The sequence below is a fragment of the Streptomyces sp. SID12501 genome, from assembly GCF_010550245.1.
GTDB lineage: Bacteria > Actinomycetota > Actinomycetes > Streptomycetales > Streptomycetaceae > Streptomyces.
Map to the genome: position 1 here is coordinate 233,929 of NZ_JAAGLU010000010.1, position 15,384 is coordinate 249,312.

The window sequence follows — 15,384 nt, forward strand, 5'->3', positions numbered from 1 at the left end:
CCTTAGTACTCCGGATCGGGCGGGCCGGACGGGTTTTTCCGGTCCTGGTCCTGATACCCGGTCCTGTCTTCGGGGCCCGGTTCCGGGAGCGGCACGCGTCCACCGTTCTACCGTGGGCCCATGGACATCAACGGCCCGGCCGGGCTGACCGCGCTCGACGAGCGGATCGCCGGGTGCCGGCGCTGCCCTCGGCTGGTCGCCTGGCGGGAGGAGGTAGCCCGTACCAAGCGCCGGTTTCGCGGACTGGGACTACTGGGGGCGGCCGGTGCCGGGGTTCGGGCCCGCGGATGCCCGGCTGCTCATCGTCGGGCTGGCCCCCGCTGCCCACGGCGGGAACCGGACCGGGCGGATGTTCACGGGGGACCGCTCCGGAGATGTGCTGTACGAGGCGCTCCACGAGGTGGGTCTCGCGTCGCAGGCCGGTTCGGTGAGCGCCGACGACGGGCTCGAACTGTACGGCGTACGCATCACCTCGCCCGTGCACTGCGCCCCGCCCGCCAACAATCCGCCACCCGAGGAGCGGGACGCGTGCCGGCCGTGGCTGGTGAGCGAGCTGGAGCTGCTCAGGCCGACACTGCGGGCCGTGGTGGTGCTCGGGGCGTTCGGCCGGCAGGCGACGCTGCCCGTCCTCGACGCGGCCGGCTGGAGCGTGCCGCGTCCGCGAGCCGCCTTCGGGCACGGGGCGCGGATCACGCTCGGCGCCGGGCTGCGGCTCTTCGCCTGCTTCCACGTCAGCCGGCGCAACACCTTCACCGGCCGTCTCACGCCCGCGATGCTCCGAGATGTGCTGCGGGACGCGGCGAACGCCGCCTGCCTGCCCCATCAGTGCTGAGAGCAGCGGGAGTGAGAGCAGCAGTGGTGAAAATTGGTGTGATCGGACCGGGGTAGGCAGGTTACGTTGCCCCGATGGGCCCGTATCCGGAGATCGAACCGTACGACCACGGCATGCTCGATGTCGGGGACGGCAACCGCGTCCACTGGGAGGTCTGCGGGAATCCGCGGGGCAAGCCGGCGGTGATGCTGCACGGCGGGCCGGGGTCGGGGGCGAGCCCGAACTTCCGGCGGTACTTCGATCCGGCCGCCTACCGGATCGTGCTGCTCGACCAGCGCGGGGCCGGGCGTTCGACACCGCACGCGAGCGCGTACGACACCGATATGAGCGTCAACACGACGGGCCACATCCTGGCCGATCTCGAGCTGCTGCGGCGGCACCTGGGGATCGACCGGTGGCTGGTGTGGGGCGTGTCGTGGGGGTCGGTGCTCGGGCTGCGGTACGCGCAGACGCATCCGGAGGTCGTGTCCGAGCTGGTGCTCACCGCGGTCGCGACCGGATCCGGCGCCGAAGTGGCCCTGCTGACCAGAGGACTGGGAAATCTGTTCCCCGAGGCGTTCGAGAAGTTCCGTGCCGAGGTGCCCGAGGACGAGCGGGAGGGGAACCTGGCCGCCGCGTACAACCGGCTGCTGGAGTCGCCCGACCCCGAGGTCCGGGCACACGCCGCACGGGCGTGGACCGACTGGGAGACGGCCATGCTCCCGGCACCGCCCCGCTCCGTACCGCGCTACGAGGACCCGGTGTTCCGCATGGGCTTCGCCCGGACCGTCACCCACTACTGGGGCGACGACCACTTCCTGGGCGAGGGAAACGAGGGCGCGGAAGGCGTCGTACTGCGCGACGCGCACCTGCTCAGGAACATCCCCGGCACCCTCGTCCAGGGCAGCCTCGACCCCGGGAATCTGCTCGGCACGGTCTGGCGGCTGCATCACGCCTGGCCCGGCAGTGAGTTGATCGTCGTCGACGAGGTGGGACACAACGCGGGGGCGCCGGGCATGGTGGACGAGCTGGTGGCGGCCACCGACCGGTACGCCGCCCGTGGCTGAGTCGACTGTCGGTGACTAGCGGCTAGCGGCTAGCGACGGCGGGTGCGGGTGCGTTCGCCCGCTGACTGTACGAACTGGAGTTCCAGCGTGGGTGGAGGAGGAACGACACCCGGGCCGCCGGCCTCCGCCCAGCGGAGTATCTCGTCGGTGCAGTCGTCACCCATCGACCAGCCGATCCATACGGCTTTCCCGCCACGCCCGCGACCCTCGCCCGAGGGCTGTACGACGATGATGTTCGCCTGGTCGCAGGGGCCGAGGCAGTCCGTCGTACGGACCGCGAGGCGCCCGGCGGAGGCCGTGGCCGCCGCACGCAGCCGCTCCAGCTGCCAGTCGTGGTCGTAGCCGGGGTATTTGCGCGCGTCGCCGCAGCAGCAGCCACGGCAGACGATCAGCGTGCAGGGGCGGGTGCGGGCGGCACCGATCACCGTACGGGCGGTCACTGGTCGCCCTCCAGGTTGTTGCCCGCTGTGGCCAGGATGCTGTCGAAGCGCTCGGTCGGCTCGCGGTCGACCAGCCGGTCGCCGGGCCCCGGCCGACCCGCGCTGTCTTCCTCCGGCAGAGCCGCCGGAGCCCGGTCGCGCACCCCTCCGAGCGGTTCGATCTTCGTCATGGGCCCATCTTCGCCGACGCGAGGGTGCGTTACGGCGCCTGGGGCTGCCTTTGGTCGACGGGGCGGGCGCGGCGGGGTTCGGTCGCGAGGGCTGGTGGGCGCCGGTGGGGTGATCTTGGGGCGGCTCGGTGGTGCTGTGCGGGGTGCTGGACGGCGGTGACCGCAGACTCCGGGGAGGTCGGATCGTCGTCGCCGACGCGGCCCGTCGGCGACGGGAACGGAGTCGCCCGTGCCCAGGTTGCGCAGATCGCCCAGGTTTCCCATGTGGTTGCCGCGAGCCGTTGTCGTCGTACTGCTGGTGGGAGGCTGCTGTATGGGGGTGCTGGGGACAGGGGAGGACGGTGCCCGCAGGGCGGGGCCGGGGACGGGCGCGCCCGCCGGTTCCGGGGAGTACGCGGGTGGGCGTGAAGAGGTGGCCTTCGAACCGCTCTGGGTGGATCCCCGGTCGCGTGCGGCGCGGCAGGCCGCCGAGTGGCGGATCGCGGGGCGCGCGGCGGACGCCGAGCTGATGGACCGTATCGCGAGCCGCCCCCAGGCCGAGTGGGTGACCGGGGCGAGCCCCCGGGCCACTGTCCAGGCGGTGACCACGGCCGCGGCGCGCGCCGGGCGGACAGCCGTGCTGGTGGCGTACGACGTCCCGGGCCGGGACTGCGGGCAGTACTCCGGCGGCGGTGCCCTGGGCGTGCTGGACTACCGCACCTGGGTGGACGAGTTCGCGGTGGGCCTCGGTGACCGGGGTGCTTATGTGATCGTCGAACCGGACGCCGTCGCCCAGGTGGTCGCGGGCTGTACCCAGGTCGACGCGGAGGAACGGTACGCGCTGCTCGCGTACGCCGTCGAGCGGATCAAACGGCAGCCGCACGCGCACGTGTACCTCGACGCGGGCAACTCCGGCTGGATTCCGCAGCCGACCCGGCTGGTCGAGGCGTTGCGGGCGGCGGGGGTGGGACAGGCCGACGGATTCGCCCTGAACGTCTCCAACTTCCAGACCGACCAGGACAGTTCGGTCTACGGCGACGCGCTGTCGAGGGCCCTCGGCGGCAAGCACTACGTCGTGGACACCAGCCGCAACGGCAACGGCCCCTACAGGGGTACTGACACCGGTACGGACACTGGTACCGGTACGGACACCGGTATCGGTACGGACGCCGAGTCGTGGTGCAATCCGCCGGGGCGAGCCCTGGGGACACCGCCCACGACGGTCACCGGCCGTCCTCGGCTCGACGCTCAGCTGTGGATCAAACGGCCGGGCGAGTCCGACGGCACCTGCCGGGGCGGCCCGCCCGCTGGGCAGTGGTGGCCGTCGTACGCCCTCGAGCTCGCTCGCAACGCACGGTCGTGAGCCTGGGGCGAGCCCGCGAATCCCCTGTACGGGCTATGGCTGCCAGACGTACCGCACGTCAGGCTCCCGCTCCTCGTTTCCGCTGCCGTCCGTGTGCTCGGCGGCGACGAACCCGTGGCGTTCGTAGAAGCGCTGGGCGGGCTTGTTGACCTGGAACGCCCACAGGGTCAGTCCGTCCGGGCTGCGCTCCTTCGCGAGGGCGATGAAAAGGTCACCGATGCCTCGCCCACGCCAGCCCGGCAGCAGGTACAGCTGGGACACCTTGGGACCGGCGAGCACCATCACGCCGACGATCCCGTCCGCGGACGACGCCTCCGCGACCCAGGTCTCGCGGTGCGGTACCACCACGTCCCGGAAGTAGTCGCGGACCTCGTCGTCGGATCGTGGCCGGTTGACGGTGGGCAGCGCGGCGGCGATGGACCGCAGGAGGACATTGGCCGCGGGCACGGCGTCGTCGGCCGCCGCACGGCGGAGGGCGATCTTCGGGCTGGGGGAGGAAGAGGTCACGGGGGCGGAGCCTGTCAGAGGTGCCGTGCCGAACGCACCTGGATTTACCACCGGATTCCAGCGCGCCCGGCAGGCTCCGAATCTGTCTCCGGGCCCGCTTCCGGGGTCTCTTCCGGCTCCGGGACGGCTGCCGTCGCCGTGATCTCCACCAACTGCCCGGAGTAGCCGAGGCAGGCCACCCCGATCAGGGTCGACGAATGCGGTCCGGTGGACAGACCGGACGCCTCGACGACTTCCCAGACGGCGGACAGGACACCGGGCTCGCCGCTCACGACGTACACGTCCGTCGCCAGGACATGCCCGAAGTCGCTTCCCACCGCCCGGAGCTGCTCGCCCAGATTGACGATCACCTGTTCCGCCTGTCGCACGGGATCGCCCATGCCGACGATCCGCCCCTCCGCGTCCAGCGGCACGGAGCCGGCGAGAAACGCGAGGCGTGTGCCCGCCTCGACGACGGAGGCGTGGGAGTACGTGGGCGGCGGGAACAGGCCGGGGACGGTGACGCGCTTGAGCATGAGCGAACTCCTGGGGAGCGGGACGAGGCGGGACGAGGGATCGAGCGGCGGGCGTGCGGGGCGCCCGCCGGGCAACTCGCCGATCATGCGGAGTGCCGGGTGGCGGGCGCACCCGAATTTCCGTCGGGGCACGCGGTTGCCGCCGTACAACGGTCGCTGTTTCCCCCCAACCCCGCTTCGCCCTGCCCGGGGGCTCGTCAGAAGTGGCGCGAGTGGGACGACCGGCCGTACAGGCCCGTCAGTCGCCAGCCGTCGTCGCGTGCGACCCGCTCGAAGACCTCGATCTTGCGCGCGAGCCCCTCCGGGTCGCCGATGTCGCGCCAGCGGCCCGCGACCGCCTCGGCCCACTCCTCCTTCCCTCTCACCAACGGCATTCCGCGCACGGCGAGATGCAGCGCGAGTGTCGACCGCGCGTAGTACCGGACGGCGTTCAGCTCATCGCGGGTGCGGGCGTACTGCTCGGTCTCCCGCAGCCGCAGCCGCCCGTCGAGGGCATCGGCGACGAGCAGCGGGACCATGGCGCCGGGTGCGCACGCATCCGGATCCGCCACCAGGAACGTCAACTCGCCCTCGCTCTCCGTGACTTCGTACCGGGGTAGATACGACAGCCGGGCGAGCCCGAGCGCGTGCTTCCACGACGTCACCCACAGGCCCCGGTTGAGGTAGTAGCGAACGCTCCGCTGCCAGGTCCAGCACGTGTCGAGGCGGAAGCCGTGCAGGTTCTCGGCGCGGCACGCCTCGTACACGGTGTCCAGCGTCGACGAGGCGAGGCCGCGCCGCCGGGCGACGGGATGGACGTACAGCGAAGAGACGCGCAGCGACCCCACGCCGCTCGGCCAGGTGTCCACGGCGATGGTCCCGAGCGGCCCCCTCGGTCGCTCACCTGCCCTGTCCTCGGTGGGGTCCCGGATCCAGTACCTCCTGCAGTAGTCGTCGTCGTGTTCGTACTCCTGTCCGGACGCCCCCAGCCGGAGGCGTAACCGCTTCTCGTGCGAGGCCGTGATCGAGTCCGGATCCGTGCACTCGCCGAGGGCGCCCTCGGCGAGTGAGGTCAGGTCCCAGCGGGCGAACCGCTGTCCTTCGGCGGGCCCGACCGGGCGCAGGCCGGGGCCCGCCGACAGGCGTTCGTGCACGCGCAGGGCGAGATCATCTTCCATGGCCGGAGCGTAGGGACGTGGATGGTGCGCCTGTCCGGCTCGGGAGGGGATCTCACCTGGGGGTTCACCTTTGCGGTGGACCCGCTCATTGGTCGCGCGTTTGCCTCTCGCACCCCTGTTCAAGTGGTGGATACGCGTCGCCGATGGCCGCGCAGATCCGTCGGCGCAGCAGTTCCGCGGCCTCGGCCCGGCCGGAGTCCCGCTCGCCTCCCGGCAGACCGTCCAGCAGCTGGTCGTAGTGACTCATCCGGTGCCGCAGATAGTCGACCTTCCAGGGGGCGAGGGTGGCGCGGCCGACCTGGCCCGTCTCCTGCGCGGAGTCGCCGTCGGCCGGCTCGGTCGGGCCGCCGGCCGTCGCCTCCTGTCGCGCCCGGTGTTCCACCGCTCGCAGGGCCAGCTTGCCCGGATCCAGGCGTGGTACCTCGATCGGCTCGGTCCTGATCCGCTCCAGGATCTCCAGCCGCCGGCGCTGTACGGCGTTCCGCACGGCCTCCGACCGTCGCGCCGAGGATTCCGCCACCTTCCGGTACTCGTCGGTCCGCTCGGCCGCGGTGACCCGCTCGACGCGGTACAGCCGGACCTGCGGCGCCGCCCTGAGCCGCGGATTGACGCTGAGGCGGTCCGGTGTCCCGAGCAGCCGGTGCACCATCCCGCCGGTCCAGCCGCGAGCCCGCAGTCCCGCCAAGGAGACGTACCGCTGCCCGTCCTCCTCGTAGCCTTCGACGCTCTGACAGTCCTGAGGTTCTTGACTGTCCTCGTAGCTCTGATCACTGGCATGGCAAGCCATGGCTACCTCCCCCGTAGCTCCGTCGTGACGCTCTGTGACGACACCTCCCATTGAAGCGCCCACCACTGACAATCACCCGAGCCGCCCCGGAGCCAGGAGCCGGACGGTTCGCCCTCAGGCGGTCAGGACAAGGCCGAGTCCGTTGCCGACCGTGCCCTCAACTACCGTCAGGAAGGCTCTGACCTGCGGGGGGGGGTGCCCCGATCCGCGACCCAGCCCCGGTGACCTCGGTGCCGGCAGGTCGATCAGGTCGCTGACACCCGCCACCTCCTGAAGGGTCCGGGCCAGCGACACCAGCGTCCGGCGGACCGCCGCGATCTCCGAGCGCAGGGCGTCCGCGTGTTCCCACGCCCGTTCGTACGCGACCGGGTCGACGTCCGCGGGCCGCCTCGACTCGTACGCGGTCAGGCGGGGGTGCCAGGACGCGAGCAGGGGCCGTAGAACGCGGTTGAGGACCGTGACGGCCAGGACGCCGAAACTCACGTGGCCGGGAGCGAGAGGCGGCGCGATCTCGGGGCCGTAGCGGCGCAGGATCTCGCGGGTGGTGCCGAAGAACGTGTACAGCGACGTCAGTGCCTCGCGCAGGAAGCCCTCCTCGCGGTCGAGTTCCTCGACGGACACCCTGGTGACCAGCTCCAGGTACAGCTCCCAGGCCGCGCTGCGCTCCGCGTCCGCCGGGACCCAGGTGCCCGAGATCTCACCGACGAACGGAATCGCCAGTGTGGCCGTTATCTGCGACGGACCACTCGGCCCGCGTCGCCTGCGCTGACTGCGTCTCATGATCGCCCTCCCCGTACTCACAGTAGGGTAAGCCGTCGTGTGGGACGTCTTCCTCAGTTACAGCCGCGGTGATGTGGACCGGGTGCGTCCGCTGGCCCGGGCGCTGCGGGACGGTGGACTCTCCGTGTTCACGGACGAGACCGGAGTCGCGTCCTTCGCCGGCATCAGCGACACGATCCGGCGCGAACTGGCCCGCTCGAAGGCCCTGCTGGCCTACTACTCCGTCGGCTACCCGGAACGCGAGGCCTGTCAGTGGGAGCTGACGACCGCCTACCTCGCGGGACTTGGCGAGGGCGATCCGCGCCGACGCGTCATGGTCGTCAACCCGGAGCACGGGACCGGTCACATCCACCCCGTCGAACTGCGGGACGCCCGGCACGCCTCCGCCGAAGACCCGGACGCCCTCGTGACCGGCGTACGCGGCCATGTCGGCCGGCTCGACGGGCCGATGCCCGTCAGGAAGTACGGCGCCGTGCGCCGTACCGGGGGAACGCCCGAACCGTTCCCGGAGTTCCTCGGCCGGCTTCCCGAACTGTGGCAGGTGCACTCCGCGTTGCACGCCCACTCCGCACCCCTGGTCACCGGCCGCGCCGCCGCGCACGCCGTGCAGATCCGCGGCATGGCCGGCATCGGCAAGACCCGGCTCGCACAGGAGTACGCGCTGCGCTTCGAGGCGGCGTACCCCGGTGGCGTGTACTGGCTGGGCGGTGAGTCGTACGACGAGTACGAGGAGTGGTACGAGAATTACGCGGCGTACGCGACGCGTGTCGGCGGTGCGGAGTCGCGGCGCCGGGAGACCGGCGGCGAACCGTTCCTGTGGATCGTCGACGGGCTTCCCGAAGGGCGGCTCTCCACCCGCGAACTGGCCCGCTTCGCCGCGCCCCGTCCCGGCGGCCACACCCTGTTCACGCTGCGCAGCCGCGCCTACGACGGGCTGGGCACCCCCGTCGACCTGGGGCCCCTCGACGCGGCACACGCGCGCGTGCTCGTCGGCGACGACGTGCTCGCCCGGGCGGTCGGCGGACATCCGGGCGCGTCGGACCTGCTCGGCCGTGCGGTCCGTGCCGGCCACGGCTCCCGGGCCCTCTACGACCGGCTGCACGGACCGGGCGTGTCCCCCCTCGACACACTCGCCGCCGGTGAGGCCGGCAACGGGATCAGGAGCATGACGGCGTCCCTCGTCCAGGACGTCGACACCCCGGACGCGGCCGACGTACTGCGCTGCGCGGCGGCCCTGCACCCCCTGCCGCTGAGCGTCGACGACGTGGCGGGCGTGCTGGTCGCGGCCGACGCCGTCCCGCACGTGGTCGCCCACCGGCACGCCGCGAACGGCGTCGCCGAACTGCGCGTACGCAGCCTGCTGAGCCCCGCCTCCGAGGACCGCTGGCAGCCGCACCCCGTCACCCTGCACGCCTGGCGGCACCACGACCCCGCCCCCGCCCGCGCAGAGGCCCTGCGGCACGCGGCCCTGCGCACCCTGTGCGGACGGCGCGACCCGGTTACGCTGGCCTTCCCCGGAAGCCGGAGGGAGGTCCCCATGGCGGCACCCAGCGAGTCGGAGCGGATGGCGGCCTTCGACATCCAGGTCGAACTGGTCACCCGTATCGGCGTGCAGGAACTGGCGCCCGGCACGGGCAGCCTGCGGGAGGCGCTGGCGTCGCTCAAGTCGCTGATCGACTTCACGCGCGGCACCCTGCACACGTACAACATCGGTCTTCAGCCGGGCTCGGCGGCCGGCGTCGCGACGGTGCAGAGCCTGGCGTACGCCCTGATCAACGACACGATCCGGCCCTTCACGACCACCTGGCATCCCCGGCTCGCCGCGCACGAGGCCGGGCGCCCGGCCGCCGTGGCCCCTCTCGACCACGAGGCCAACTGGCCGCAGGCACCCGCGATGCGCGCGGAACTCACCTCGCTGCGCGAGCCGTTGATGCGCATCGCCGCGGGGTTCGGCGGGATCTCGGGGGCGGACTTCGGAGTTCCGGCCGTCGGCCAGGAGCGTCCGGAGGCGGGAGGGCACCCAGCGTTGCGTTCATAATGAACGCGCGTTTCCCGACGACCGTCACCTCCCCGAAATACTCGTGCCCCATCTCCTCCACCGACCCGATCTACGCTGGACACCACAGCCCGGCCGACGTCGCCCGAAGGCATCACAACCCCCGCCCTCGCCCGACAGGAGCCCTGTGTCCCGCCCCAGCAGTACGCGCCCGCGTCTCGCCCTGCCGCCCTGGCTCGCCCACGCGCTGCGCGCCCAGCGGGGGCCCGTGCCCTGGAACGCGGTCGTCCGGGGTGCGCTGGCCGCCGGGCCGTTGCTGCTGGCCGGAGTGCTGGCCGACCGCACCTCCCTCGGTGTGGTGGCGGCGCTCGGTGCCATGCTCGCCGGGATCAACGACCGGCCGGGCAGCCGGCGTTCCTCCGTCAGGCGCCTCGGCGTGCCCGCGTCGGCGGGGGCCCTCGGGCTGGTCGTCGGGACGTACGCCGGGCAGCAGTTCGGAGCTGTGCCACTGACCCTTCTCCTCACCGCCCTAGGGCTCCTCGCGGGCGGCATCAGCGCCATCGGGCCCGTCGCGTCCGGCGCCGGTACGCAACTGCTGGTCGCCACCGCCATCGGGGCCGGGATGCCGTTGCCCGAGCCGGGCTGGGAGCGGGCGCTGTTCTTCGTCGCGGGCGCCGGCTGGCTGGTCGCCCTGCGGCTCGCGCTGCCCACCCCCGGCGGCGGCGCCGGTGACTTCCGCTTCGACGGGGAACGCGCCGCCGTCGCCGCCGTGTACGACGCGGTCGCCGATCTCCTCGACGCCGCCGGTACGGGCCAGTCAGGCACCAGGCGCGTCGCCCTCACCGCCGCTCTCGACCAGGCCCAGGACGCCCTCGGCGGACCCCGGCTCCGCCAGTACTCCACTTCCAGGGACGAGCGCCGGCTGCGCACCCAGTACGCCGCCGCGCTGCCCCTCGCCGAGGCCGCGACCGCCCTCGCCTGGACCGGGGACGCCCTCCACGCGCGCGTGGCGGAAGGACCCCGGCGCCTAGCCGCGGCCGTACGGACCAACACGCACACCGGGCCGCTGCCCGCCCCCGCCCGCTCCGCGCCCGGGCTGCGCGCCCTCGACGACGCGCTGCTGCACGCCGCCGACGCCTTCGACCGGGGTGGCGACACGCACGACCTGCACACCCGGCGCCGTACCGTCGCGGCTCTGCTCCGCACGGCTGTCGACTCCGGTGGGCGCGAGTACGGGCTGCGGGTGGCGCTCTGCTTCGGGGCCGGGGCGGCTGTCGCGCAGGCGACGCACCACGCCCACTGGTACTGGATCCCGGCCACCGCGGTCTTCCTCGTCAAGCCCGACCTGGGGCCGCTCGTCTCGCGCGTCCTGTGCCGGGCGGCGGGGACCGTCCTCGGGGCCGTCGTCTTCGCGGGGCTCGCCGCCGTACTGCCCCGGCCCGAGGGGCTCGTCGCGCTCGTCGCCGTGAGCGGCGCGCTGATCCCGGTCGCCACCCGGCACTTCGCCGCCCAGACCGCCGTCGTCACGGTGCTCGTGCTCGCCCTCGTGATGGTGGGCGGCGAACCCCAGGCGTCCTGGAGCCGGATCCTCGAGACGCTGGTCGCCTGCGCCCTCGTACTCATCGTCGGACATCTGCCGATGCCCGGACAGCGCGGCGGAGGAGTGCGGGCGCGGCTGGCGCGGGCCGCCGAGGCCGCTCAGGCCTACCTCCAGCATGTGATGAGCGGCTCGGACGACCGGCACGCGCGCTGGATGCTGCGCCGCGAGGCCTATCGCGCGCTCGCCGAGGCCCGTACCGCCATCGCGCACTCCGCGGCCGAACTGCCCGCCCTGGCACGGCACACCGAGGGCACGGAGGAGGTCGCCGCCACCCTCGAACGACTTGTCGACACGGCGACCGCCTGTGCCGTCCACCTCGACGACAGCGGACGCCTCAGCCGCCGGCACACCGAACACCTCACCGAACTCCTGGACGAACTCGCCGAACGGCGCGAGCGCGCCGGGCTGCGGACGCGTGTCCCGCGCGCGGGCGGGACGCCTCTCGCGGGCTGAGGGCGGTTCCGCGTCATCCGCGTCATCCGTGTCAGTCGATGCGCACCCATACCGGCGCGTGGTCCGAACCCGGTGCGTCTCGTCGGGCCTCCGGGTCCGGTCCGACCGACGGGAGGGCGGGCGCCCCGCTTCCCGGCAGGCCCGTGCCCGCCTCCGTCGTGCGGTGGACCAGGCGGTGACTCAGGAGGACGTGGTCGATCAGTTCACGGCGGCCCGAGTTGATCCGCGAGTAACGCTGGTCGGCCGGAATGAGCGGGGCCACGTCCCACAGGCGCGTCGCGTCGCCCTTGTCGTCGTGGTCGTAGCCGGGCGTACCGATCTCCGAGCCGGGCGGGCCCAGCAGGATCTGGGTGGTCGCCGCCTGCACCTCGTCGTTCAGATCGCCCAGGACCAGCACGTCCCGCGAACGGCCCTCGCCCGCCAGCAGGTCGTCCGCGAGGGCCCGCAGCGCGGTCGCCTCGGCGGTGCGCCGGTACAGGGCGTACGCGCCGAAGCGGGCCCGTTCGCCCTCGTCGTGGGGCTGGAAGCGGCCGTTCGGATACGACAGCAGCCTCGACTTCAGATGGGCGACGGCCGCCCGCACCGGCCCGCCCTCGATGTCGGCCTCCACCGCCAGGAAGCCGCGGCCCGCCACGGAGATCTCCAGGCCCGAGTCGTCCACCTGCACCGGAGTCAGCTTCGGCGGGAACGCGTTCGTGTCGGTGAGCACCTCGAACGGCACGCGGCCGAGGAAACCGACCCGGATGCCCCGGCTGTCCGTGAGCCGCGAGGTCGCGACGGTCCAGCCGCCGCCCAGCAGGTCGGCCAGATCACCCAACGCCTCGGTGTCGCCGACCTCCTGGACGGCGAGCAACGTCGGGTCGAGTTCCGTGATCACGGCGGCGAGGGCGGCGAGTTTCGCCCCGTACGCCGCCTCGTCCTTCGGGCCGGACGGGCCGCCCGGGCGGTAGAGGTTCTCCAGGTTCCAGGTGGCGACGAGCATGCCGGCTCCCCCTCAAGTCCCAGCAGGTTCCGCGAGTTGCAGCGGTGATGTGTCCAGCGTGCCCGCGCCGCGGCCCCTGGCGACAGGGCTGCGCCGGGATGCGCGGTTCACGTCGCCCACGGGCACGACCTCGCCGTACGGTGGCCGCATGACGCCTTCTCCCGCTGCTCCCGCGGATCTCGTCATCACCGGCTGCACCGCCCTCCTCCACGCCGACGCCGACACCGACTCCGGTGAACGGATCGAGTTCGCCGAGAACGCCTCGATCGCCGTACGGGGAGGGATCATCGAGGCGATCGGGGTGGGCGTGGAACTCCCGGACGCCCACGAACACATCGAGGCGCGCGGACAGTTGGCCATGCCGGGGCTCATCAACTGCCATACGCACGCCCCGATGGTCGCGCTGCGCGGGATCGCCGAGGACCTTCCCACCGAGGAGTGGTTCAACGACGTGGTGTGGCCGATCGAGTCCAACCTCACGGCCGTCGACGTGGAGTTGGGCGCGCGGCTCGCCTGTGCCGAGATGATCCGCGGTGGTGTCACCTGCTTCGCCGACCACTACTTCTCGATGGACACCGTCGCCGCGGTGGTCGAGGAGTGCGGAATCCGGGCGCACCTCGGGGAGGCGTACTTCTCCTCGCAGGGGCCCCAAGGGCGCGAGAAGTCGCTGGAGTTCGCGCTACGGCACCGGGGCGGCGCCCACGGCCGCATCACCACCGCCCTCGCCCCGCACGCCCCGTACACCGTCGACGACACCGACCTCGCCGCCACCGCCGACCTCGCCCGCGAACACGGCCTGCCCGTGCACATCCACGCCGCCGAGAACCGCGACCAGACCGACACCAGCCTCGCCCGGCACGGCCTCACCCCGATCGAGGTCCTGGCCCGCACCGGCATCCTGACCGGCGACCTCGACGTCCTCATCGCGCACGGCACCGGCATCATCGAGCGCGACCTCCCCGTCCTGGCGCGAACGAACGGGCGTACGGCCGTGGCGACCGCGCCCCGCGGATACCTCAGGTTCGCCTGGCCCACCACCACTCCGGTGCGCGCCCTGCGCGAGATCGGCGTCCCCGTCGGGCTCGCCACCGACGGCGCCGCCTCCAACGGCTCGCTCGACGTGTGGGAGTCCATGGCGCTGAGTTCGCTGATCCAGAAGTCGACCGAGGGCGACCCCCGCTGGCTGACCTCCCGGCAGGCCCTGCACCACGCCACGCTGCAGAGCGCGCGGGCGGTGGGACTCGGCGAGCGGATCGGCAGTCTGGCGCCGGGCAGGAAGGCCGACATCATCCTCGTGGACCTCACCGGGCCGCACACCCAGCCCGTGCACGACCTCGCCGCGACCCTCGTCCACAGTGCCCGCTCCTCGGACGTCCGTACGACGATCGTCGACGGCCGTGTCCTCATGCGCGACCGTGAACTGCTGACCCTCGATGTGCCGGGAATCGTCCGGGAACTGGGGGAGCGGCTGCCCGCGCTCGTCGACCGGAGCCACGGCAGGCGGATCCAGGAGTACGACGCCTGAAGTCCTTCCGCCGGCGCCGATGAGTTTCGCGTGCCCCACCGGTCCACCCCTGAGAACGGACCGTTCCACAACGGGGCATGGAGGGGCGATGACACTTCCGCGGATCGTTTCGCGCGACGAGTGGCGGGCGGCACGCGAGGCGTTGCTGGTCAAGGAGGAGGTCGTCACGCGCGCGCGTGACGCACTGGACGCCGAGCGGCGCGAGCTGCCCATGGTCGAGGTCGACGCTGAGTACGTGTTCGAGGGCGGCGACGGCAAGGCGACCCTGCTCGACCTCTTCGAGGGCCGCCGCCGGCTCCTCGTCCACCACTTCATGTTCGCCCCCGAGTGGGACGAGGGCTGCCCCGGCTGTTCGGAGTTCCTCGACAACGTCGGTCACCTGGCGCACCTGTGGGCACGTGACGCCTCGTTCGCGGTCGTGTCCCGGGCGCCGTACACACGGATCCTGCCGTTCAAGGCGCGAATGGGATGGACGGTTCCGTGGTACTCGTCGTACGGCAACGACTTCAACCACGACTTCCTGGTGACGTCCGCCAGTGCGGGGGAGGTCGTCGAGCGGTCCGGCGTGAGCTGTTTCCTGCGGGACCGTGACCAGGTCTTCCACACCTACTCGGCGTACGGACGCGGCCTCGACGGCCTCGGCTCGGCCACCAGTTTCCTGGACCTCATGCCCCTGGGGGCGCCCCTGGGAACGCCCTTGGGCGGCGAGCGGGTACGGCATCACGACGCGTACGAGTACTGATACGGAAAGTGGCAAAAGGGGTGTAGGGGATGTAACAGGATGAGCTCATCCTCACATCCAGCGGTGAACGAGTGTCAACTACGTCTCAGTACGGTCACTGGGCGAGGCCCTTTCCCCATGATGAGCGTTTAACTCTATGAGATCAGCGCTACATGGAGGTGCAGGGTGAACGGGCGAAAGGTGCTCGAACGCTTTCCCGCCGGGGGGCCGCGTGGTTCCTGGCCCGCGGAGGAGTTCGCACAGGCGCGGCGCCTGGAGGGCCTGGCCGCGGAGGTCGTCATGGACCTCGCGACGGACACGTTCCTCGTGGTCGTCCCGGGCGGAGCCGTGGGGGAGTGAAGCGGTCGCCGGGCCCCTCGCGGAGGGGTTGGTGGCTGCTCGGCAACGAGTGCGTACGGGGCCGAATCAGCTCGTTCGTCTGATCGTCCTCTTGCGGGCTTGTGGTGTCCTGGGCTGATCGGGTTGACGTGATTGTGCGACCTGGGGCACCGGGCGCGGCGTCAGCGTGCG

15 protein-coding genes and 1 pseudogene are annotated in these 15,384 nt (G+C 72.2%); 8 read left to right on the forward strand and 8 right to left on the reverse strand.

Annotated elements, in window-relative coordinates; translation table 11 throughout:
* Positions 1-120 precede the first annotated feature (120 nt).
* Positions 121-832: pseudogene (locus tag G3I71_RS14620) on the forward strand (uracil-DNA glycosylase).
* Positions 833-906: 74 nt separating this feature from the next.
* Positions 907-1,878 (forward strand): prolyl aminopeptidase, encoded by a 972-nt coding sequence (gene pip / locus G3I71_RS14625; protein ID WP_164314763.1) that lies wholly within the window; start codon positions 907-909, stop codon positions 1,876-1,878.
* Between the two features lie 29 nt (positions 1,879-1,907).
* Here the strand turns inward: pip and G3I71_RS14630 are convergent, their stop codons facing one another.
* Entirely contained in the window at positions 1,908-2,318 is a 411-nt protein-coding gene (locus tag G3I71_RS14630; protein ID WP_164314764.1) for a (2Fe-2S) ferredoxin domain-containing protein, read from the reverse strand.
* Positions 2,315-2,488 (reverse strand): hypothetical protein, encoded by a 174-nt coding sequence (locus tag G3I71_RS14635; protein ID WP_164314766.1) that lies wholly within the window; start codon positions 2,486-2,488, stop codon positions 2,315-2,317. Before G3I71_RS14635 ends, G3I71_RS14630 begins: the two co-directional genes overlap by 4 nt.
* 262 nt (positions 2,489-2,750) lie before the next feature.
* Between G3I71_RS14635 and G3I71_RS14640 the strand changes: the two genes are divergently transcribed.
* On the forward strand, positions 2,751-3,830 hold the full coding sequence (locus G3I71_RS14640) for a glycoside hydrolase family 6 protein (RefSeq protein WP_239149147.1): 1,080 nt from the start codon (positions 2,751-2,753) through the stop codon (positions 3,828-3,830).
* Positions 3,831-3,863: 33 nt separating this feature from the next.
* Here the strand turns inward: G3I71_RS14640 and G3I71_RS14645 are convergent, their stop codons facing one another.
* The 5 genes from G3I71_RS14645 to G3I71_RS14665 all read right to left on the reverse strand — a co-directional run bounded on the left by G3I71_RS14645 (position 3,864) and on the right by G3I71_RS14665 (position 7,576).
* The gene (locus G3I71_RS14645; protein ID WP_164314768.1) at positions 3,864-4,337 is read right to left on the reverse strand and encodes a GNAT family N-acetyltransferase; all 474 of its coding nucleotides are present in this window, start codon (positions 4,335-4,337) and stop codon (positions 3,864-3,866) included.
* Between the two features lie 44 nt (positions 4,338-4,381).
* Positions 4,382-4,852: a RidA family protein gene (locus tag G3I71_RS14650; RefSeq protein ID WP_164314770.1), complete on the reverse strand. Its 471-nt coding sequence runs from the start codon at positions 4,850-4,852 to the stop codon at positions 4,382-4,384.
* A gap of 197 nt (positions 4,853-5,049) precedes the next feature.
* On the reverse strand, positions 5,050-6,009 hold the full coding sequence (locus G3I71_RS14655) for a GNAT family N-acetyltransferase (RefSeq protein WP_164314772.1): 960 nt from the start codon (positions 6,007-6,009) through the stop codon (positions 5,050-5,052).
* Positions 6,010-6,094: 85 nt separating this feature from the next.
* Entirely contained in the window at positions 6,095-6,796 is a 702-nt protein-coding gene (locus G3I71_RS14660) for a hypothetical protein (protein ID WP_164314774.1), read from the reverse strand.
* Positions 6,797-6,910: 114 nt separating this feature from the next.
* Entirely contained in the window at positions 6,911-7,576 is a 666-nt protein-coding gene (locus tag G3I71_RS14665) for a hypothetical protein (protein ID WP_239149148.1), read from the reverse strand.
* Positions 7,577-7,613: 37 nt separating this feature from the next.
* Here G3I71_RS14665 and G3I71_RS14670 point away from each other — a divergent pair, with 37 nt between their 5' ends.
* Together G3I71_RS14670 and G3I71_RS14675 are read left to right on the forward strand one after the other, a co-directional pair.
* Positions 7,614-9,614, forward strand: coding sequence for a TIR domain-containing protein (locus G3I71_RS14670; RefSeq protein WP_164314775.1), 2,001 nt, complete (start codon positions 7,614-7,616; stop codon positions 9,612-9,614).
* A 145-nt stretch (positions 9,615-9,759) separates the two neighbouring features.
* Positions 9,760-11,625, forward strand: coding sequence for an FUSC family protein (locus G3I71_RS14675; RefSeq protein ID WP_164314777.1), 1,866 nt, complete (start codon positions 9,760-9,762; stop codon positions 11,623-11,625).
* Between the two features lie 31 nt (positions 11,626-11,656).
* Here G3I71_RS14675 and G3I71_RS14680 read toward each other — a convergent pair whose 3' ends face one another.
* Complete coding sequence (locus tag G3I71_RS14680) at positions 11,657-12,607, reverse strand: endonuclease/exonuclease/phosphatase family protein (RefSeq protein WP_164314779.1); 951 nt, start codon at positions 12,605-12,607, stop codon at positions 11,657-11,659.
* A gap of 148 nt (positions 12,608-12,755) precedes the next feature.
* Between G3I71_RS14680 and G3I71_RS14685 the strand changes: the two genes are divergently transcribed.
* The 3 genes from G3I71_RS14685 (at position 12,756) to G3I71_RS50325 (ending at position 15,213) form a co-directional block, all read left to right on the forward strand.
* Positions 12,756-14,132, forward strand: coding sequence for an amidohydrolase (locus G3I71_RS14685; protein WP_164314781.1), 1,377 nt, complete (start codon positions 12,756-12,758; stop codon positions 14,130-14,132).
* Between the two features lie 88 nt (positions 14,133-14,220).
* The gene (locus G3I71_RS14690) at positions 14,221-14,874 is read left to right on the forward strand and encodes a DUF899 domain-containing protein (RefSeq protein ID WP_164314783.1); all 654 of its coding nucleotides are present in this window, start codon (positions 14,221-14,223) and stop codon (positions 14,872-14,874) included.
* Positions 14,875-15,039: 165 nt separating this feature from the next.
* Positions 15,040-15,213 carry a hypothetical protein gene (locus G3I71_RS50325; protein ID WP_343240179.1) on the forward strand — a complete coding sequence of 58 codons (174 nt, stop codon included), beginning with the start codon at positions 15,040-15,042 and terminating at the stop codon, positions 15,211-15,213.
* Positions 15,214-15,384: the final 171 nt, after the last annotated feature.